At 59.8% G+C, this 20,008-nt stretch carries 15 protein-coding genes and 1 pseudogene; 4 read left to right on the top strand and 12 right to left on the bottom strand.

Annotation, left to right across the window (positions count from 1 at the left end; genetic code table 11):
• Positions 1 to 20 precede the first annotated feature (20 nt).
• Entirely contained in the window at positions 21 to 470 is a 450-nt protein-coding gene (locus RGV33_RS02075) for a hypothetical protein (protein WP_322142907.1), read from the top strand.
• A gap of 209 nt (positions 471 to 679) precedes the next feature.
• On the opposite strand, the gene RGV33_RS02070 is transcribed toward RGV33_RS02075, so the two are convergent.
• Complete coding sequence (locus RGV33_RS02070; RefSeq protein WP_322142906.1) at positions 680 to 1,063, bottom strand: type II toxin-antitoxin system PemK/MazF family toxin; 384 nt, start codon at positions 1,061 to 1,063, stop codon at positions 680 to 682.
• Positions 1,064 to 1,151: 88 nt separating this feature from the next.
• On the bottom strand, positions 1,152 to 2,045 hold the full coding sequence (locus RGV33_RS02065; RefSeq protein ID WP_322142905.1) for a LysR family transcriptional regulator: 894 nt from the start codon (positions 2,043 to 2,045) through the stop codon (positions 1,152 to 1,154).
• A gap of 180 nt (positions 2,046 to 2,225) precedes the next feature.
• On the opposite strand from RGV33_RS02065, the gene RGV33_RS02060 reads away from it, so the two are divergent.
• The 3 genes from RGV33_RS02060 (at position 2,226) to RGV33_RS02050 (ending at position 5,435) form a co-directional block, all read left to right on the top strand.
• Positions 2,226 to 3,446, top strand: coding sequence for an MFS transporter (locus tag RGV33_RS02060; protein ID WP_416152103.1), 1,221 nt, complete (start codon positions 2,226 to 2,228; stop codon positions 3,444 to 3,446).
• Positions 3,447 to 3,522: 76 nt separating this feature from the next.
• Entirely contained in the window at positions 3,523 to 4,794 is a 1,272-nt protein-coding gene (locus tag RGV33_RS02055) for an AAA family ATPase (protein WP_322142903.1), read from the top strand.
• Positions 4,791 to 5,435, top strand: coding sequence for a retron system putative HNH endonuclease (locus RGV33_RS02050; RefSeq protein WP_322142902.1), 645 nt, complete (start codon positions 4,791 to 4,793; stop codon positions 5,433 to 5,435). The genes RGV33_RS02055 and RGV33_RS02050 overlap by 4 nt, the downstream gene beginning before the upstream one ends.
• Before the next feature lie 53 nt (positions 5,436 to 5,488).
• Here RGV33_RS02050 and hemE read toward each other — a convergent pair whose 3' ends face one another.
• The 10 genes and pseudogenes from hemE to pilM all read right to left on the bottom strand — a co-directional run bounded on the left by hemE (position 5,489) and on the right by pilM (position 19,998).
• Positions 5,489 to 6,556, bottom strand: coding sequence for a uroporphyrinogen decarboxylase (hemE, locus tag RGV33_RS02045; protein WP_322142901.1), 1,068 nt, complete (start codon positions 6,554 to 6,556; stop codon positions 5,489 to 5,491).
• Between the two features lie 237 nt (positions 6,557 to 6,793).
• Entirely contained in the window at positions 6,794 to 8,212 is a 1,419-nt protein-coding gene (locus RGV33_RS02040; RefSeq protein ID WP_322142900.1) for an FAD-dependent oxidoreductase, read from the bottom strand.
• A 32-nt stretch (positions 8,213 to 8,244) separates the two neighbouring features.
• Entirely contained in the window at positions 8,245 to 12,690 is a 4,446-nt protein-coding gene (gene gltB / locus RGV33_RS02035; protein WP_322142899.1) for a glutamate synthase large subunit, read from the bottom strand.
• A 351-nt stretch (positions 12,691 to 13,041) separates the two neighbouring features.
• Positions 13,042 to 14,595: an SPOR domain-containing protein gene (locus RGV33_RS02030; protein ID WP_322142898.1), complete on the bottom strand. Its 1,554-nt coding sequence runs from the start codon at positions 14,593 to 14,595 to the stop codon at positions 13,042 to 13,044.
• Between the two features lie 10 nt (positions 14,596 to 14,605).
• Positions 14,606 to 15,706: a 3-dehydroquinate synthase gene (gene aroB, locus RGV33_RS02025; RefSeq protein WP_322142897.1), complete on the bottom strand. Its 1,101-nt coding sequence runs from the start codon at positions 15,704 to 15,706 to the stop codon at positions 14,606 to 14,608.
• A 147-nt stretch (positions 15,707 to 15,853) separates the two neighbouring features.
• On the bottom strand, positions 15,854 to 16,372 hold the full coding sequence (aroK, locus tag RGV33_RS02020; protein WP_322142896.1) for a shikimate kinase AroK: 519 nt from the start codon (positions 16,370 to 16,372) through the stop codon (positions 15,854 to 15,856).
• A gap of 4 nt (positions 16,373 to 16,376) precedes the next feature.
• A pseudogene (locus RGV33_RS02015) lies at positions 16,377 to 17,642 on the bottom strand (type IV pilus secretin PilQ); the annotation flags it as partial.
• Positions 17,643 to 17,783: 141 nt separating this feature from the next.
• Positions 17,784 to 18,797, bottom strand: coding sequence for a pilus assembly protein PilP (locus tag RGV33_RS02010; protein ID WP_322142895.1), 1,014 nt, complete (start codon positions 18,795 to 18,797; stop codon positions 17,784 to 17,786).
• On the bottom strand, positions 18,794 to 19,345 hold the full coding sequence (locus RGV33_RS02005; RefSeq protein ID WP_322142894.1) for a PilN domain-containing protein: 552 nt from the start codon (positions 19,343 to 19,345) through the stop codon (positions 18,794 to 18,796). The genes RGV33_RS02010 and RGV33_RS02005 overlap by 4 nt, the downstream gene beginning before the upstream one ends.
• Positions 19,345 to 19,998 carry a type IV pilus assembly protein PilM gene (gene pilM / locus RGV33_RS02000; RefSeq protein ID WP_322142893.1) on the bottom strand — a complete coding sequence of 218 codons (654 nt, stop codon included), beginning with the start codon at positions 19,996 to 19,998 and terminating at the stop codon, positions 19,345 to 19,347. Before pilM ends, RGV33_RS02005 begins: the two co-directional genes overlap by 1 nt.
• Positions 19,999 to 20,008: the final 10 nt, after the last annotated feature.

The raw sequence follows: 20,008 nt of genomic DNA, 5'->3' as shown, positions 1-20,008 counted from the left end.
TTACTGACTGGAGAAATGGAATGTCTTCCCTGCTACGCGCAACACTGGTCGCTTTGGCCCTGCTCACCACCGCTGGCTGCACCAACAAACCGGTGCTCAACCCCCAGCACGACTTGCCGACGAACCCGCAGGTCAACGAAGAAAAAATGAAGCAAACCATCGTGGCGGCCTTGAACAAACGCGAATGGGTGGTCCAGCGCCTGAGCCCGCAACTGGTCCAGGCCGAGATCAACGTGCGCAACCAGTACCACGCTGAAATCGACATCCGCTACACCGCCACCCACTACGCCATCACCTACCGCGACAGCCGCGACCTGGGCTACAAGGACGGCAAGATTCACCGCAACTACAACCGTTGGGTGAGCATGCTGGACCGGGACATTCTGGCGGCATTGCGCACCAATGGGGTGAGTGACACCGGGTCGGCGGCGCAGTTGTTCCAGCAGACCGGGACTTCGAAGCAAAACTGAAATACCAGAAACGACAAAGGGCGCCTTTCGGCGCCCTCTTCACAAACAGGTTGGCTTGTCATCGCCGGTTCCTGCCTGGCTCTGCGATGGCTGGTTGCCCAGGATCCTCAGAGTCTCACAAGCCCCTTTCGGGAACTCGGCCAGTATGCCTGAAAACCTGCACCCGGCAATCGGTGGCAAAGCGCCTGTCTTTGACAGTTGGCCCCTCGCTACAATCCCAGCGCACTGCGCACCGCCGCTTTTATCGCTGAAAACTGCTCACTGGAAAGCTCCGCGATTTTGTAAGTTCGTTTTCCATGCCGGTCTTTACTCTTGATTCGATCAAGCCTGCCAAGACTGACAGTGGCAACAATGTCGCACTTCGCCCAGCAGACCGGATTAGCTCCCTGCAGGTGGCTTTCGAGCTGCAAGTGGTGCTCAAGCAACGTCTGCGGTGCTGTAGTGCTTAACGGGACTACCGTTACCAACAGCTTATTCGTTCGGTGTTTGCGTATCACGATAACGGGCCTGATCTTGATAATCTCCGGCACCTCATATCCCCGAAAATCACAAATCAGCACACTGCCTTCTTTCGGCTGGTAGAGAAGTGTCATCCATGTCACTCGCTTAAGAAAGAAGCGATTCTGCGCAAATCCACTGCAAACCACTAAGAAGGTTCCGTTACCTGATATGTGATCGCGGCTACACCGCCGCCTTGCGCGTCAACAGCTCCACAAACGCCTTGGCCATCGGCGTTTGCTGGCCCTTGCGCTGCACCAGCCACACCGCCGTCACCGCCTCCTGATCCAGCAAGGTGCGGTAAACCACGCCATCAATGCGGATCCGCTGATACGACGCCGGCAGCACCGAAACACCCAACCCCGCTGCCACCAGGCCGATGATGGTCATCGCCTCCCCAGCCTCCTGGGCAAAGTGCGGGCTGAAGCCGGCATCCCGCGCCAGGTTCAGCAATTGGGCATACAAGCCGCTGCCATAAGTGCGCGGGAAAAATACAAACGGCTCTTCGGCCAATTGCGCCAGGTGCAGACCGCGCTCGCTGCCTTCCACCAACGGATGATCGGCGTTCAGCACGGCCACCAAAGGCTCGCGCATCAACTCCACGACACTCAGCGAGTCAGACAATGGCAACGGCCGCATGAGCCCCACCTGTATCGACTCATCCACCAGCGACTCGGCGACTTGCGTGCTGCTCATCTCCTGCAAATTCAGATGCACCGCCGGGAATGCCTGGCGAAACGCGAAGATCGCCTGTGGGATGCTGGAGTTGAACGGCGCAGAAGAGGTGAAGCCAATTTTCAACTCACCCAGCTCCCCCAACTGCGCCCGGCGCGCCACGTCCGCTGCTTTATCCACTTGCGCCAGCACCAAACGCGCCTCTTGCAGGAACAGCCTGCCCGCCTCGCTTAACTCGACCCGACGATTGGTACGCTCAAATAACCGCGCTCCAATCTCCTGCTCCAGCGCCTGGATCTGCTGGCTCAGTGGTGGCTGGGAAATGCCCAGCACCTGCGCAGCGCGGCCAAAATGCAGCTCTTCAGCCACGGCAATGAAGTAACGCAGGTGGCGCAATTCCATGAAAACCTCATTAGGTCGTAAAACCTCTTAAACAGGTCGAACAATATATTGGAAAGAATCATTAGCGAGCTATATTCTTTTTCCATTGCCAGCCCTGGCAGCCTTTCCTCCCCGAGGTCCCGCGTGAAATCTGCTGTCGCTCCGCTCGCTCAAGAAGTACCGCCCACCGCCCTCGATGACGTGGTGGCGCAGCTCAACGAGCAGTACATCGAAAAAGGCACCCCGATGTTCATGCGCACGGTGCTGGCGCTGTTTTCCGGTGGTTTCGCCACCTTTGCCCTGCTCTACTGCGTACAGCCGATGATGCCGGCGCTGTCCCACGAATTTTCCATCAATGCCGCGCAAAGCAGCCTGATCCTCTCGGTGGCCACCGGCATGCTCGCCATTGGCCTGCTGATTACCGGGCCGATTTCCGACACCCTGGGACGCAAGCCGGTGATGGTCGCTGCGCTGTTCTGCGCCGCGCTGGCCACCATCGCCAGCGGCCTGATGCCGAGCTGGGAAGGTATCCTGCTGATGCGCGCCCTGGTGGGCCTGTCCCTCAGCGGCCTGGCGGCAGTGGCCATGACCTACCTGAGCGAAGAGATCCACCCGCAACACATCGGCCTGGCCATGGGTTTGTACATCGGTGGTAACGCCATTGGCGGCATGAGCGGGCGTTTGATCATCGGCGTCTTGATCGACTTCGTGAGTTGGCACACCGCGATGCTGATCATCGGCGCCCTGGCGCTGATTGCGGCCACGGTGTTCTGGAAAATCCTCCCCGAATCGCGCAACTTCCGCGCCAGCTCCCTGCGCCCGCGCAGCCTTATTGATGGCTTCACCCTGCACTTCAAGGATGCCGGCCTGCCGTGGTTGTTCCTCGAAGCCTTCGTGCTGATGGGCAGCTTCGTCACGATGTTCAACTACATTGGCTACCGCTTGCTGGCCGAGCCGTACGACTTGAGCCAGGCCGTGGTCGGCCTGCTGTCGCTGGTGTACCTCTCGGGCATCTACAGCTCGGCGAAAATCGGCTCCCTGGCCGACCGCCTGGGCCGTCGTCGCGTGCTGTGGGGCACCATCGTGCTGATGCTCGGCGGCATCGCCCTGACGCTGTTCACGCCCCTGTGGCTGGTGGTGCCCGGCATGCTGATCTTCACTTTCGGCTTCTTCGGCGCCCACTCGGTGGCCAGCAGCTGGATTGGCCGCAGGGCGCTGAAAGCCAAGGGGCAGGCGTCGTCGCTGTACCTGTTCAGCTACTACCTGGGGTCGAGCATTGCGGGGACGGCGGGTGGTTTCTTCTGGCACTACGCGGGATGGAACGGGATAGGCGGGTTTATCGTCGTGCTGTTGATCGTTGCGTTGCTGGTGGCATTGAAGCTGGCGAAGTTACCGCCGCTGCAGGAAGCCAAAAGCTCGTAACACCTGCGCCTCTGGCGCTTCTAGCGAGCCAAGGTACACTGACGGCATTCGTTACTCTTGGTAAAGGAAAGCCAGAATGCGCCTGGACCAGCTTCATATTCAGAATTTTCGTTGTTACGAAGATGCCACTTTCGACTTTCAGCCGGGTTTCAATCTGGTGGTGGGGGTTAACGGGAGTGGGAAGACTTCGTTGTTGCAGGCGGTGGCTGCCATTTTTGAGGACTTCGCCACCTCGACTGGGGTGAATCAAGACACGCTAAACGAGAAAGACGCCCGTTTTATCATCAATAACTACAACGGACGAATTCGCTTCGAACGCCAGTATCCTATTTTTCTTGAGGCGGACGGGCACATATTCGGAAATCGCTCTTGGTCGAGAAAAAAGCAAAGGGGTGACGAGTATGCCTATCCTGACTCAGAGCTCGTAGCCGCCATTCATCAAAAAATTGATGAAATGAATGAAAGCAAGACTATAGATCTACCTTTACTGTCGTTCTATCAAGCCAATCGTCGCTGGACCACAGCAAATGTATCCGCCGAGTTTTCTGCCACACAAAAAGTATCGAGATTAGACGGCTATAAAAATTGGTATGACGCAGCTGCGGACATTAAAGACTTTGAAAGCTGGCTTATTGGAAAGACTCTAGAGCAACTCCAGTCCGTACATCTCTCGTCCAATATTATGTCGGTCTTTGACGATGAACTCTGCTGGATTAACACAGCGCTAAAGTCCGCCTTACCAAACTCAACTGGCATTTATTACGACCTTCCTCTCAGAAGCCTTCTTGTCAATCTGGAGGGCTATGGCTTCTTACCATTCAACGAATTGAGTGATGGCCAGCGCGGATTAGTCGCCCTAATCGCAGACATCGCCCGCCGAATGTGTATCCTCAATCCGCACATGGGGAAAGACGTCCTGAAAAATACTTCAGGCGTGGTCATCATCGACGAACTGGACATACACCTTCACCCGGCTTGGCAGCGCGGCATTGTTCCAGCACTGAAAGAAGCGTTTCCCAAAGTTCAGTTCATCGCAGCAAGCCACTCACCACAAATCATCGGAAGCCTGAATCCCGAAGAAGTTATCGTTCTGAACAACGGTAGTGCATCCCACCCACGAGTTACATATGGTCTCGACTCCAGCAGCGTGCTGGAGGAAGTCATGGGCGTTACACAACGCGAGCCAGAAATTGAAAAACTGCTCTCAGAATTGTTTTCCACGCTGGAGGATAACGACCTCAAAAAAGCAAAAATTCAACTTGAGGCGTTGAAGAAAAAAGCACCTGACCTCCCAGAATTTGCAGGAGCCGAAGCACTGATGAGGCGCAAGGAGATCCTCGGAAAATGAAGCGAGTGCTCAAAGGAGCTGAACCGGCTTCATTTACAGAATGGAAAAACTCAGCAAGCGATGAATGGAACCCAACCTATTCAACACTGCAAAACCCGCAAAAACGCGCCCTTCACAACAACCTGCTGCTCGAACAAGGTTTCTTTTGCTGCTACTGCGGTAGAGAAATAGAGGCTTCCAACAGCCATATCGAGCATTTCAGACCTCAAGAACAGTTCGAAGAACTGTCATTGGAGTATCAGAATCTCCATGCCTCTTGCTTGCGCGAAACAAAACCCGGCAGCCCATTGCACTGCGGCCATCGCAAAGGTAACTGGTTTGACGAAGCGCACCATATCTCTCCAATGGATGAACGATGTGAGCTGCGCTTCCGTTATCTGAGAACCGGCGAAATTCAACCAGCAAACTCTGAAGACCTAGCCGCTTCGAAAATGATTGAGGTCTTGGCGCTAGACATTGCTTATTTGAATAATCGTCGTCAGAACGTAATCCGCCTTCTATTCGACGACGAGTTCATCACACAGACCAGCGAGGAAGACCTAACTCGCCTTGTTCGCGCAATTCGCTCGACAGACATCTGCGACCAAAAACCTTTCGATCACATCATCGCACGCTACGCTGAACAACTTCTCAGCTACTAAAAACCAACACAAAAACGCCCGGCATAAGCCGGGCGTTTTTTATCAGGCTGTTATCACTCGTGATACTGCGCCGACAACTCATGCACCGCCCGCAGGAACGCGCCGGCGTGCTCCGGATCAACCTCCGGGGTGATGCCGTGGCCAAGGTTGAACACGTGACCGCTGCCTTTGCCGTAGCTGGCGAGGATGCGACCGACTTCAGTGCGAATGGCCTCCGGCTTGGCGTACAACACGGTCGGGTCCATGTTGCCTTGCAGCGCCACCTTGTTGCCTACGCGGCGACGGGCTTCGCCGATGTCGCAGGTCCAGTCCAGCCCCAACGCGTCGGCACCGGCGTCGGCGATGCTTTCGAGCCACAGGCCGCCGCCCTTGGTGAACATGATGACTGGCACTTTGCGGCCTTCATGTTCGCGGATCAGGCCGCTGACGATTTTGCGCATGTAGGCCAGGGAAAATTCCTGGTACGCCGCCGCCGACAGGTTGCCGCCCCAGGTGTCGAAGATCTGTACCGCCTGGGCGCCGGCCATGATCTGGCCGTTGAGGTAGGAGGTGACCGACTGCGCCAGCTTGTCCAGCAACAGGTGCATGGCTTGCGGGTTGTCGTAGAGCATGGCCTTGGTCTTGCGGAAGTCTTTCGACGAGCCGCCTTCGACCATGTAGGTGGCCAGGGTCCATGGGCTGCCGGAGAAGCCGATCAGCGGCACGCGGCCATTGAGCTCGCGGCGGATGGTGCTGACGGCGTCCATCACGTAGCCCAGGTCTTTGTGCGGATCAGGGATCGGCAAGGCTTCGATGTCGGCCAGGGTGCTGACGACTTTCCTGAAACGCGGGCCTTCGCCGGTTTCGAAGTACAGGCCCTGGCCCATGGCGTCAGGGATGGTCAGGATATCGGAGAACAGGATGGCCGCATCCAGCTGTGGATAGCGGTCCAGCGGTTGCATGGTGACTTCGCAGGCGAACGCAGGGTTCATGCACAGGCTCATGAAGTCGCCGGCGTGGGCGCGACTGGCGCGGTATTCCGGCAGGTAGCGACCGGCCTGGCGCATCATCCACACAGGGGTGACGTCCACGGGTTGCTTGAGCAGGGCACGAAGGAAACGGTCGTTCTTGAGGGCAGTCATGTCGGCATCCGCAAAAAAAGTGCGGGCATTTTCTCAGAGCGCGACGCAAAAGGCACGGCAAGAGCCGTGCCTTTTGTCTATCGGGTCAATTTGTCGCAATGAGTGGCAGCACAAACCCCAATGTGAAATGAGGTTTGTGTGGGAGCTGGCTTGCCTGCGATAGCATCAACTGGGTCTGGTTGACAGACCGAGTTGCCTGCATCGCAGGCAAGCCAGCTCCCACATTTGAGCGCATGATCAGACCTGCAGGTAATCCAGGATCCCTTCTGCGGCATTGCGCCCTTCGAAGATCGCGGTTACCACCAGGTCAGAACCGCGAACCATGTCGCCACCGGCGAAGATTTTCGGGTTGCTGGTCTGATGCTTGTACTGGCCTTGTTCCGGGGCTACTACGCGGCCCTGGCTGTCGGTCTGGATCTCGAACTGCTCGAACCACGGTGCCGGGCTTGGGCGGAAACCGAAGGCGATGACCACGGCGTCCGCCGGGATGATCTCTTCGGAACCCGGGATCGGCTCAGGGCTGCGACGGCCACGGGCGTCCGGTTCGCCGAGACGGGTCTCGACCACTTTCACGCCTTCGACACGGTCCTCGCCCACAATGGCGATCGGCTGGCGGTTGTAGAGGAATTTCACGCCTTCTTCCTTGGCGTTCTTCACCTCTTTGCGCGAGCCCGGCATGTTGGCCTCGTCACGACGATACGCACAGGTCACCGACTTGGCGCCCTGGCGAATCGACGTGCGGTTGCAGTCCATCGCGGTGTCACCACCGCCCAGCACCACGACCTTCTTGCCTTTCATGTCGACGAAATCTTCCGGCGACTTTTCAAAGCCCAGGTTGCGGTTGACGTTGGCGATCAGGAAGTCGAGCGCGTCATGCACGCCCGGCAGGTCCTCACCGGCAAAGCCGCCCTTCATGTAGGTGTAGGTGCCCATGCCCATGAACACGGCATCGTATTCTTCAAGCAGTTGCTCCATGGTCACGTCTTTGCCGATTTCGGTATTGAGACGGAACTCGATACCCATGCCGGTGAAGACTTCGCGACGATGGCTCAGTACGGTTTTTTCCAGCTTGAACTCGGGGATGCCGAAGGTCAGCAGGCCACCGATTTCCGGGTTCTTGTCGAACACCACCGGGGTCACGCCGCCACGCACCAGCACGTCGGCACAGCCCAGGCCAGCAGGCCCGGCACCGATGATCGCGACACGCTTGCCGGTCGGCTTGACCTTGGACATGTCCGGGCGCCAGCCCATGGCGAACGCGGTGTCGGTGATGTACTTCTCGACCGAACCGATGGTCACTGCGCCGAAGCCGTCGTTAAGGGTGCACGCACCCTCGCACAGACGATCCTGCGGGCACACCCGGCCGCACACTTCCGGCAGGGTGTTGGTCTGGTGCGACAGCTCGGCGGCGGCGAGGATGTTGCCCTCGGCCACCAACTTGAGCCAGTTCGGAATGAAGTTGTGCACCGGGCACTTCCATTCGCAATACGGGTTACCGCAACCCAGGCAGCGGTGGGCCTGGTCGGCCGAGTGTTGGGGTTTGAAGGGTTCGTAGATCTCCACGAACTCTTTCTTGCGTTGACGCAACAGTTTCTTCTTCGGATCTTTGCGCCCGACATCGATGAACTGGAAGTCGTTATTCAGACGTTCAGCCATGTTAAAACCTCATCAAACTCTTCAGGCGCATATCACTGCGGGTTGGCACGGATGCTGGAAAGCAACGATTTCAGGTTGGCAGCCTTGGGTTTGACCAGCCAGAAACGGCGCAGGTAGTCATCAAGGTTTTCAGCGAGGTTACGACCCCATTCGCTGTTGGTTTCCTCGACATATTCGTCCAGCACATGCTGCAAGTGGTTGCGATAGGATTCCATCGCTTCGCCGCTGATCCGCTGGATCTCCACCAACTCGTGGTTGACCTTGTCGACGAAGGTGTTGTCCTGGTCCAGCACATAGGCGAAACCGCCGGTCATGCCCGAACCGAAGTTGTAGCCGGTCTTGCCCAGCACCGCGACAAAACCACCGGTCATGTACTCGCAGCAGTGATCGCCGGTGCCTTCAACCACGGTGTGGGCACCGGAGTTACGCACTGCGAAACGCTCACCGGCCGTACCGGCTGCAAACAGCTTGCCGCCGGTTGCGCCGTACAGGCAGGTGTTACCGATGATGGCACTGTCTTGAGTCTTGTAGACGCTGCCCACCGGCGGGACGATCACCAGCTTGCCGCCGGTCATGCCCTTGCCCACGTAGTCGTTGGCGTCGCCTTCGAGGTACATGTTCAGGCCACCGGCGTTCCATACGCCGAAGCTCTGGCCAGCGGTGCCCTTGAAGCGGAAGGTGATCGGCGCCCTGGCCATGCCCTGGTTGCCGTGCTTGCATGCAATTTCGCCGGAGATGCGTGCGCCGATGGAGCGGTCGCAGTTGCAGATATCCAGGGCGAATTCGCCACCGCTCGCATCATTGATAGACGATACAGCCATCTCGACCATCTTCTCGGCCAGCAAGCCTTTGTCGAACGGCGGGTTGCGCTCAACCTGGCAGAACTGGGGTTTGTCGGCCGGGATGTGATCGCTGCCCAACAGCGGCGTCAGGTCCAGGTGCTGTTGCTTGGCGGTCTGGCCTTGGAGGATGTCCAGCAGGTCGGTACGGCCGATCAGCTCTTCCAGCGAACGCACACCCAGCTTGGCCAGCCACTCACGGGTTTCTTCGGCGACGTAGGTGAAGAAGTTCACCACCATGTCGACGGTACCGATGTAGTGGTCCTTGCGCAGCTTCTCGTTCTGGGTGGCCACGCCAGTGGCGCAGTTGTTCAGGTGGCAGATGCGCAGGTATTTGCAGCCCAGGGCGATCATTGGCGCGGTGCCGAAGCCGAAGCTTTCGGCGCCGAGGATCGCGGCCTTGATCACGTCGAGGCCGGTTTTCAGGCCACCGTCGGTTTGCACCCGGACCTTACCGCGCAGGTCGTTGCCGCGCAGGGTCTGGTGCGTTTCCGCCAGGCCCAGTTCCCACGGTGCACCGGCGTACTTGATGGAGGTCAGCGGCGAAGCGCCGGTGCCGCCGTCGTAGCCGGAGATGGTGATCAGGTCGGCATAGGCCTTGGCCACACCGGCGGCGATGGTGCCCACGCCGGCTTCTGCTACCAGTTTCACCGAGACCAGGGCCTTCGGGTTGACTTGTTTGAGGTCGAAAATCAGCTGCGACAAATCCTCGATCGAGTAGATGTCGTGGTGCGGCGGCGGCGAAATCAACGTCACGCCCGGCACCGCATAACGCAGCTTGGCGATCAGGCCATTGACCTTGCCGCCTGGCAGTTGCCCACCTTCACCCGGCTTGGCGCCTTGGGCGACCTTGATCTGCAGCACTTCGGCGTTCACCAGGTATTCCGGGGTCACACCAAAGCGGCCAGTAGCGACCTGCTTGATTTTCGAGCTCTTGATGGTGCCGTAGCGCGCCGGGTCTTCACCGCCTTCGCCGGAGTTGGAACGCGCACCCAGGCGGTTCATGGCTTCGGCCAGGGCTTCGTGGGCCTCAGGCGACAAGGCGCCCAGGGAAATACCGGCGGAGTCGAAACGCTTGAGGATCGATTCCAGTGGTTCGATCTCGCTGATGGCCAGCGGCGTGTCCAGGGTTTTCACCTTGAACAGGTCGCGGATCATCGACACCGGGCGGTTATCCACCAGCGCGGTGTATTCCTTGAACTTGGCGTAGTCGCCCTGCTGCACGGCGGCTTGCAGGGTGCTGACCACGTCCGGGTTGTAGGCGTGGTATTCGCCACCGTGGACGAACTTCAGCAGGCCACCTTGCTGGATCGGCTTGCGCGCGCTCCAGGCTTCGGCGGCCAGGGCTTTCTGCTCGGCTTCGATGTCGACGAAACGTGCGCCCTTGATGCGGCTCGGCACGCCACGAAAGCTCATCTCGCAGACTTCTTCCGACAGGCCGATGGCTTCGAACAATTGAGCGCCACGGTAGGACGTGACGGTGGAGATGCCCATCTTCGACAGGATCTTCAGCAGGCCCTTGGTGATGCCTTTACGGTAGTTCTTGAACACCTCGTAGAGGTCGCCCAGGACTTCACCGGTACGGATCAGGTCGCCGAGGACTTCGTACGCCAGGAACGGGTACACCGCCGAAGCGCCGAAGCCGATCAACACCGCAAAGTGATGCGGGTCGCGGGCAGTGGCGGTTTCAACCAGGATGTTGGAGTCGCAACGCAGGCCCTTTTCGGTCAGGCGGTGGTGCACCGCGCCGGTGGCCAGCGAAGCGTGGATCGGCAGCTTGCCCGGGGCAATATGACGGTCGGTCAGCACGATCTGGGTGCGACCGGCACGCACGGCTTCTTCAGCCTGATCGGCGACGTTGCGCACAGCAGCTTCAAGGCCGAGGCTCTCGTCGTAGTTCAGGTCGATGATCTGGCGGTCGAAGCCTGGGCGATCCAGGGTCATCAACGAGCGCCACTTGGCCGGGGAAACCACGGGCGAGCTGAGGATCACGCGCGAAGCATGCTCAGGCGACTCCTGGAAGATGTTGCGCTCGGCACCGAGGCACACTTCCAACGACATCACGATGGCTTCACGCAGCGGGTCGATCGGCGGGTTGGTCACCTGCGCGAACTGCTGGCGGAAATAGTCGTACGGCGTGCGCACGCGCTGGGACAGCACGGCCATCGGCGTGTCATCGCCCATCGAGCCAACGGCCTCGTAGCCTTGCTCGCCGAGTGGGCGCAGTACCTGGTCACGCTCTTCGAAGGTGACCTGGTACATCTTCATGTACTGCTTGAGCTGGTCCACGTCATAGAAGGCCGAACCGTGGTCGTTGTCTTCCATGGTCGCCTGGATGCGCAGGGCATTCTTGCGCAGCCATTGCTTGTACGGATGACGGGACTTCAAGCGGTTGTCGATCGCGTCGGTGTCGAGGATCTGACCGGTTTCGGTGTCCACGGCCAGGATCTGGCCAGGACCTACGCGGCCCTTGGCAATCACATCTTGCGGCTGGTAGTTCCACACGCCGATTTCCGACGCCAGGGTGATGAAGCCGTTGGTGGTGGTCACCCAACGCGCCGGGCGCAGGCCGTTACGGTCGAGCAGGCACACGGCGTAGCGACCGTCGGTCATTACCACGCCGGCCGGGCCGTCCCACGGTTCCATGTGCATCGAGTTGTACTCATAGAACGCCCGCAGGTCGGGGTCCATGGTTTCAACGTTCTGCCACGCTGGCGGAATGATCATACGCACGCCACGGAACAGGTCGATGCCGCCGGTGACCATCAGTTCGAGCATGTTGTCCATGCTGGAGGAGTCGGAACCCACGCGGTTGACCAGCGGGCCGAGCTCTTCCAGGTCCATCAGGTCGTTGGCGAACTTGGTGCGACGGGCCACAGCCCAGTTGCGGTTGCCGGTGATGGTGTTGATCTCGCCGTTGTGGGCGAGAAAACGGAATGGCTGGGCCAGCGGCCATTTCGGCAAGGTGTTGGTAGAGAAGCGCTGGTGGAACACGCAGATCGCGGTTTGCAGGCGCTCGTCTTTAAGGTCTGGATAGAAGGCGGTCAAATCCGCCGGCATCATCAGGCCTTTATAAATGATGGTCTTGTGCGAAAAGCTGCAGATGTAGTGGTCGGTGTCAGCGGCGTTGGACACCGACGAGCGACGACGCGAGGTGAACAGCTTGATCGCCATGTCCTGGTCGCTCAGGCCGTCGCCTGCGATGAACACTTGTTCGATCTGTGGCAGACGCTCCAGGGCCAGGCGGCCGAGTACGCTGGTGTCGATCGGCACTTTGCGCCAGCCGACGAGTTGCAGGCCGGCGGCCAGGATCTCGCGGTTCATGTGCTCGCGAGCGGCTTCGGCTTTTACCGGGTCCTGGTTGAAGAACACCATGCCCACGGCGTACTGCTTGGGCAAATCGGCGTCGAAATGCTCCTTGGCGACTGCGCGCAGGAACTGGTCGGGCTTTTGAATCAGCAAGCCGCAACCGTCACCGGTCTTGCCGTCGGCGTTGATCCCACCGCGGTGGGTCATGCAGGTCAGGGCCTCGATGGCCGTTTGCAAAAGGGTATGACTGGGCTCGCCCTGCATATGGGCTATCAGGCCGAAACCGCAGTTATCCTTGAATTCATCGGGTTGGTACAGACCTGCTTTCATAGACACTTTCTCACCAGGCTGCCTCTTTTTTCGAGGCAAATTTCTTTTCAATTCAACCGGTTACCTTCCACGCCGAACGTACGCCGGCTTAGCGGGGGCAAAAGGGAGGTCATTGTACACACCGACACAGACGCTCACAAATTTAGCGACGAAATGTCGCAAATCTATGTCGCATTTATGAAAGGTTTAAAGCGATATGCTGTGCTAGTCAAAACTTTTTTAATTCTGACCGCTACGACTCAAAAGCTAGTGTGACGCAGACACCACAAAGCGCGCGGCCTTCAGGGCTGCACGCTGTGCTGTTTTTTTTTGAGGTGCCAAGAGGGCGGCCTGGGTAAGGCCGCCGGTTCTTCAGCGAGTTGTTGCCAGTTCTTGTTGAACGCTGGCCACAGTGCGAGGCCAAGGTTTACCAGCCTGGACCTTCGCTGGCAAGGCCTTGATAGCGGATTCAGCTGCTGCACGGCTGGAGAAGTTGCCGTAAGTGATCACGAAGAGAGGCTTGCCGTTGAGCACTTTCTTGAAATAACGGTACTCGCCGCCCTGCTCTTTCACAAACGCCTGGGCGTTGGCTTCGGAGCTGGTGCCAAGGATCTGCACCACGAAGTTGCCGGTAGGCTGGCTGGTGTACCAGCTGCTGCCGGTAGCGCCGGCCTTGGCCACGGTCACAGGCTTTTCAGCAGGCTTGGCGGCAGGCGCCGGTTTGGCCGCAGGTGCTGGAGCTGCAGGCTTGGCAACAGGCGCCGGCTTGGCGGTGGCCACCTGGGCCGGTGCAGGCGTCGGCTTGGCAGCCGGTTGGCCCGCTGGCACGCCAGCCGGTGGTGCAGTGGTGGTGACGGTCGGCGGTGTGGCGCTGGAACCTTCGACCGGTACGCCGTCGTCGCCTTCGTTGATGCCGCCTGCTGCTTCAGCCAGAGGGCCGCGCATCACAGGCTGGCCAACCATCGGCAGGTTGGTCGGCTGGCCGGAGTTGGCAAACTCTACGTTCGGTGTTGGTTTGCCCAGTGGCAACTGCGCCTGTTCGGTTGGCGCGCCAGCGGTGGTCGGGGCCTTGCTGCGACCTGGAATCAACCAGGCGGCGGCGACGGCAACCACGACAACGGCAGAAATTGCCAATACGTGCTTCTTCGGCATAGTAAACCCCATCTTTGGACGCTTAACCGCTGAACGGCTGGCAATCATGGCTTCGATCATCGCATCCCGGGCAACCTGGTTGATGGTGCCAGGCCAGCCGTCGGAGCTTTCGTGAATATCAGAGATCTGCGAAGCAGAGAAAAGTTCGATGCCCTGCCCTGCGCCTTCAAGCCGCTGGGCCAGGTATTCGCGGGTTTCTTCTTCTTCGTACGGCTGCAACTCGATGACGTGGAACAGCTCCTGCTCGCCGCTGATCTGCTCAAGCTCGGCGATCAGTGACGATTCGCCAAACAGGAACACATGCGGGCGGCCTTCCGGGGTACCGGCCGCCAGGGCCAGCAACGCTTCCAGGGCGGATTCGTCGAGCTGCTCGGCGTCGTCCACCAGCAGGTAGACTTCCTGGCCGGTCAGGCCCAGTTGCACCACTTGCTTGAGGATTGCGTTCGGCTCGGCGGTGGACACGTCCAGGGCCTGGGCCACTTGGCGCAACACACCTGCTGCATCACCGGCACCCCGGGCGGAAACCACCACGCTCTGCACCGATTGCTTGTTGGTGCTGGCTACCAGCGCCTGGCGCAGCAAGGTCTTGCCGCTGCCCAGAGGGCCGGTGACCACCAGCAGCAACTGGCTGTAGCGCGCCAGGTGGTGCAATTGCCCCAGCACCGGCTTGCGTTGCGCAGGGAAAAATTTGAAACCAGGCACCCGTGGAGCAAAAGGGTCGTGGTTTAACTGGTAATGGCCGAGGAACGCCTCGTCGGCATGCAAACTAGTCATCGGGATCTTATTAACCTTTAAGCTGGGCCAGGGCGCGGTAATCCGCTCCCAGCGTGGCCTGTAAAATCTCTTTCGGATAATCGTCGGTCACTACCGCTTCGCCCATTCGGCGCAACAGCACCAGTCGCAGTCGACCGTCGATCACTTTCTTGTCTATTGCCATGTGTTCGAGAAAATCTGCCTCGGTCATCTCCTCGGGAGGGACGACTGGCAACCCGGCGCGCTGGAACAGGCGGATCCCGCGATCACGCTCCTGGGCGCTGATCCAGCCCAAGCGTTGCGACATCTCAAGTGCCATCACCGTGCCAGCCGCTACGGCCTCTCCATGCAACCACACACCATAGCCCATGTGGGTCTCGATCGCATGGCCGAAGGTATGGCCGAGGTTCAAGGTGGCGCGCACGCCGGACTCACGCTCGTCGGCATTCACCACCAACGCCTTGGCGGCGCAGGAACGGGAAATCGCTTCAGTCAGCGCCACCTGGTCCAGGGCGCGCAAGGCGTCAACATGCTCTTCGAGCCAGGTCAGGAAGGGTTCATCGCAGATCAGCCCGTACTTGATGACTTCTGCCAGGCCCGCCGACAGCTCGCGGGGCGGCAAGGTATTGAGGGTTGCGGTGTCGATCAGCACTACATTCGGCTGATAGAACGCGCCGACCATGTTCTTGCCCATCGGGTGGTTGATACCGGTCTTGCCTCCTACCGACGAATCAACCTGGGACAGCAACGTGGTTGGCACCTGGATGAAGTCCACGCCGCGCTGGTAGCAGGCAGCCGCAAAGCCGGCCATGTCGCCGATCACACCGCCACCCAGCGCCACCACGGTGGTGCGACGGTCATGACGGGCGGTCAGCAGGCCATCAAAGATCAGTTGCAGGGTTTCCCAGGTCTTGAAGGCTTCGCCGTCGGGCAATACCACCGAGATCACCGAGTACGCCGAAAGGCTGCGGCTCAGACGCTCAAGATACAGCGGCGCGACCGTTTCGTTGGAGATGATCGCCACTTGTCGCCCGGCAATATGCGGTGCGAGCAACTCGGGCAGGTCCAACAAACCTTCGCCAATATGGATCGGGTAGCTGCGCTCGCCAAGATCGACCTTAAGTGTCTGCATGTGTCCCCGCGTTGAAGATGAAAGCAGGCGTATCGCCCTACATTAACGTTGTCGGCAACGTCGGGCCCCGACGCTGCCTAATGGCTCTACGCCATAACTCGGACGGTCATGACGCGCCGCCGAGAATAGCGCATTTCGGCCCTGGCTTTAACGGGGAGGCAACTGCGCCAGGCGCTCAAGAATGTCGAGAACGACCATTCGTGGCGGCCGCTCATCGGTTTCCACCACCAGATCGGCGATTTCCCGATACAGCGGGTCACGCAGCGTCAGCAGGTCCCGCAGGGTTTTGGCCGGGTCGGCGGTGCGCAGCAACGGGCGATTGCGATCACGCGCGGTACGGCCCACCTGCTGCTCGACAGATGCATGCAGGTAAACCACGCGACCGCCGGCATGCAGCGCCCGGCGATTCTCTTCGCGCATCACCGCGCCGCCGCCGGTGGCCAATACCACGCCATCGCAGCCGCACAGCTCGGCGATCATCGCCTGCTCGCGGTCACGAAAGCCCAGTTCGCCTTCCTTATCGAAGATCCACGGGATATTGGCGCCCGTGCGCAATTCAATTTCCTTATCGGAGTCTTTGAATGGCAGGCGCAGCTCTTTGGCCAGCAAACGGCCGATGGTGCTTTTTCCAGCGCCCATCGGTCCAACAAGAATCAAATTTCGCACAGAATCAACGACTCACAGCAATCGCCTGGTTATTCATAATACGCGGAGTCAGGAATACCAGCAGCTCGGATTTTTTCTCCGAAACCACATCCCGCCGGAAAAGGCGGCCAAGATACGGCACATCGCCCAAAAATGGCACTTTATCTACCACTTTGCTTTGGGCAGTGGAGAAAACCCCGCCTATGACGATGGTCTCGCCATCCTTGACCAGCACCTTGGCGTTCACCTCGTTTTTCTTGATCGGCGGCACATCGTTGAGCTTGTTCAGGTAGTCGGGTTCGTCCTTGGTGACCTTGACCTCCATGACCACCCAGCCATCCGGGGTGATTTGCGGCGTCACCTCCAATGACAACGAGGCCTCCTTGAATGACACCGAGGTGGCGCCGGTGGAGCTGGATTCCTGGTAGGGAATCTCGGTGCCCTTGAGGATTCGCGCGGTTTCCTTATCGGAGGTGACGACCTTGGGCTGCGAGACAATTTCCCCGTTGCCGGTTTTTTCCATGGCGGTCAGCTCCAGGTCCAGCAGCAGGTTGTCGGTGATAAACGCGATGCCCAGGCCGGCGCTGCCATTGACCGTGCCCAGGTCCACAAACGGAGCGCTGGTTGGGTGCTCGGCCGGCTCGGTACCTTCGGCCAGCGCTTTCCTGATTCCGCCAGCACTCCAGTTACCTCGGTTGACCTGCCCACCCCAGCGCACCCCGAGGCTTTTGTCGTAGTCGACATTGGCCTCGACAATGCGCGCCTCAATCATTACCTGGCGCACGGGGATGTCCAGTTGCGCGACGATCCGGCGCAGCTCCTCCAGGCGCGCCTGGGTCTGGTAGGCGATGATGTTGTTGGTGCGATCGTCCACCGCCACCGACCCGCGCTCATCGGTTGCACCTTCCAGGCCCACTGCCGACTGGAACAGCTTGGCGAGGTCCGAGGCCTTGGCGTAATTGACCTGCAGCAGCTCGCGGCGCAGCGGCGCCAGCTCGGTCATTTGTTTGCGCGACTCCAGCACCAGCAGTTCGCGGGCAGCCAACTCCTCGGCCGGCGCGACCAGCAGCACGTTGGCCGTAATGCGCTTGTCCAGCCCCTTGGTTTGCAACACCAGATCCAGTGCCTGATCCCAGGGCACATCCTTGAGGCGCAGGGTGATCGAACCCTGCACATCATCGCTGGCCACCAGGTTGAGGCCGGCGACGTCGGCGATCTGCTGCAGCACCGCGCGCAACTCGATGTTCTGGAAGTTGAGGGACAGTTTGCTGCCGGTATAAGCCACGCGCTCGGTGTTCAGCGGGACATTGCCGGGTGGCGGCAGGTGAATCAGGTCGATTCGATTGGGCACAGCCATGACCATCGGTGCCGTGAACGCTATCCATAGCGCCACACCGAAGGACGAAAAAGTCCTTTTCATTGTTTGTTTCCGTTATGAGTTGACGTTGTTCAGGGCAAGGATTTGTGAGCGTTCCAGCCAGGCGCCCTGGCCGTCCGGAAAAAGCTCGGCCAGTTCGACATGGGCGTCATGAATCGCCGTGATGCGCCCGTGGTGCGGGCCCAGGTAGTCGCCGATTGCCAGGCGATGGATCGACGATGCTCCGCGCAGCAGGGCAAAGGTTTGGGCCCCCATGGACAAGGTGCCGACCATTTCGAACTGATCGACGGCGAATCCCTCAAGCATCGCGCGTGGCCTGGCGAGATCAGGGCCGGCAGCCGGGCGCCCGACTGGACGTACAGACTGGCGAGTGGTTGGCTGGAAGGGATCGCGCAAGGAGGCAAAGTCGTAGGCCACGGGCTGCTGCGGCCCGGATTCGGTGACAGGCTGCGACAGCTCGCGCCTGCCCGCCTGAGGGTTGTAGCGATAAATCTTCGCCACCAGGCTCAACCGTAACAAAGAGGGTTCGACATGGCTGAACGCCAGGTCATGCACCGTGACAACCCTCGGTAAACCAGCCATGCCATTGATGAACGACGCCAGGTCGTGAAAAGTCCCGGTGACGCTTATCTGCAGGGGTGATTCGATGTACAGGGGCCGGGGCTGCTCATCCAGAAGCTCGATGGCCTCCAGCACCAGGCCATTGGCGGCGCCCAGCCGGGTGATGTCTTCAAGCAGGCCTGGCACTTCGGTATTGGCAGGCAACTGGCGCAACAGGTTGTCGAAACTGCCTTGCATGGTTTCCAGTGCGTGGGCCTGGGATTCAAGGCCGAACGCCTGGCTGGTTGTTAACGCTACCTGCTGCTCAAGCGCCACTTGCTGCGCCTCAAGCGCGTGCAGTTGCTCCCGCGACCCGCTCAAGTAGAAGGTGTTGCCCACGACCCACAGCAGGCCAACCAGCGCGCCGCCCAGCAACGCCTTGCCGGGTAGGGGCCAGTTGGCGGCGTTTCGGTAGAGTTGGGCGATTTCGGGTTCCATCAGCCTTGCCAGGCCTGACAACCCGCTCATTGGCGCGCCTCATCCAAGTGACCATGGCGAACCGTCAACTGAAAGCCATTGTCGTTGCCGTCCTGCGCGGCGCGAACCCGCTGAAGCCTTGGCGCCCGCAAGTCATCGGCAGCCTCAAGACCACGCACCAGCTGGGCAATGTCATGGTTTGACTCGGCAGTGCCGCTGATCGAAACGGCACCACCCTCAACGCTTACCTCGCGCAACTGCACGCCGTCCGGTACGGCACGCGCCAACTGGCCCAGCAGTTGAGCACCCGCCGAACGATCATCCTGCAAACCCTGCACAACCTTCATCCGCTCCATCAACTGCTGGCGCTGTTCATGCAACTCGTCGATGGCCTTGATCCTGGAGTCGAGCCCGGTGACACCCTGGCTCAACTGGCTGTTGCGGGCCAATTGCCGATCGATCGCACGACCGATCACCTGGTCTGCCAGCCACACCGTTGCCAGCGCCACAGCCGCAGCCCCGAGCAAGAACACCAGAAAGTATTTGCGTCGCCGCTCGTTGCGCTCTGCCCGCCACGGCAGCAGGTTGATTCGTGTCATCAGTCGAAACTCCTCAGGGCCAACCCGCAGGCCACTTCCATTCCCTGGGCATCCACCGCCCATTGAGCGCCATCGACGCGACGGCCCGGCGTGATGCTGTCCGAAGCCTGCCTGCCCGCGCGGGCCAATGCAAATGCTTCGACATCGACGATTCGCGTCGCCAGGCCCGCCAGGGCCAAAACCGCCTCACGGGCTTCGACCTGTTCCTTGAGGCAGGTGGCAAGCAATACGTCGACGCGCTGCGGATCATGGGCCGATGGCCCCTGGATGTGAAAGTCGATGGCCACATCCTCTAACGGATAAGGAATGTACTGGTCGGCCTCGGTGTGGATCCGGCGCACCATTTCAGCATCAGTAAGCCCCGCCTCCATTTCCAGTACGCGGGTGATTACCGAGGGCCCGGCCACAGCCACGGCAGCATGGCGCAGTGAGGTCTGCGCCTGTACCAGCGCCCTGGAAAGCGCCTGCGCCACACCCTCAAAATCAACCACGCTGCTATCGACCACCGCATGGGCCGGCAACGGTTGCATGGCATACCCCCGGACGCGGTAGCCGCTGCCCGAAACCTCGAGTTCCACCAGCCGGACGCAGGTGTCGTTGATGTCGACACCCAGGACCGCATCGGCTTTTCGCCTGAAAAATCCCTTTCGCATAAAACTCCCC

Origin of the sequence: Pseudomonas sp. Bout1 (assembly GCF_034314165.1) — a bacterium.
In the GTDB taxonomy this organism is placed as follows: Bacteria; Pseudomonadota; Gammaproteobacteria; order Pseudomonadales; family Pseudomonadaceae; genus Aquipseudomonas.
This window is presented reverse-complemented; position numbering and strand designations above follow the sequence as displayed.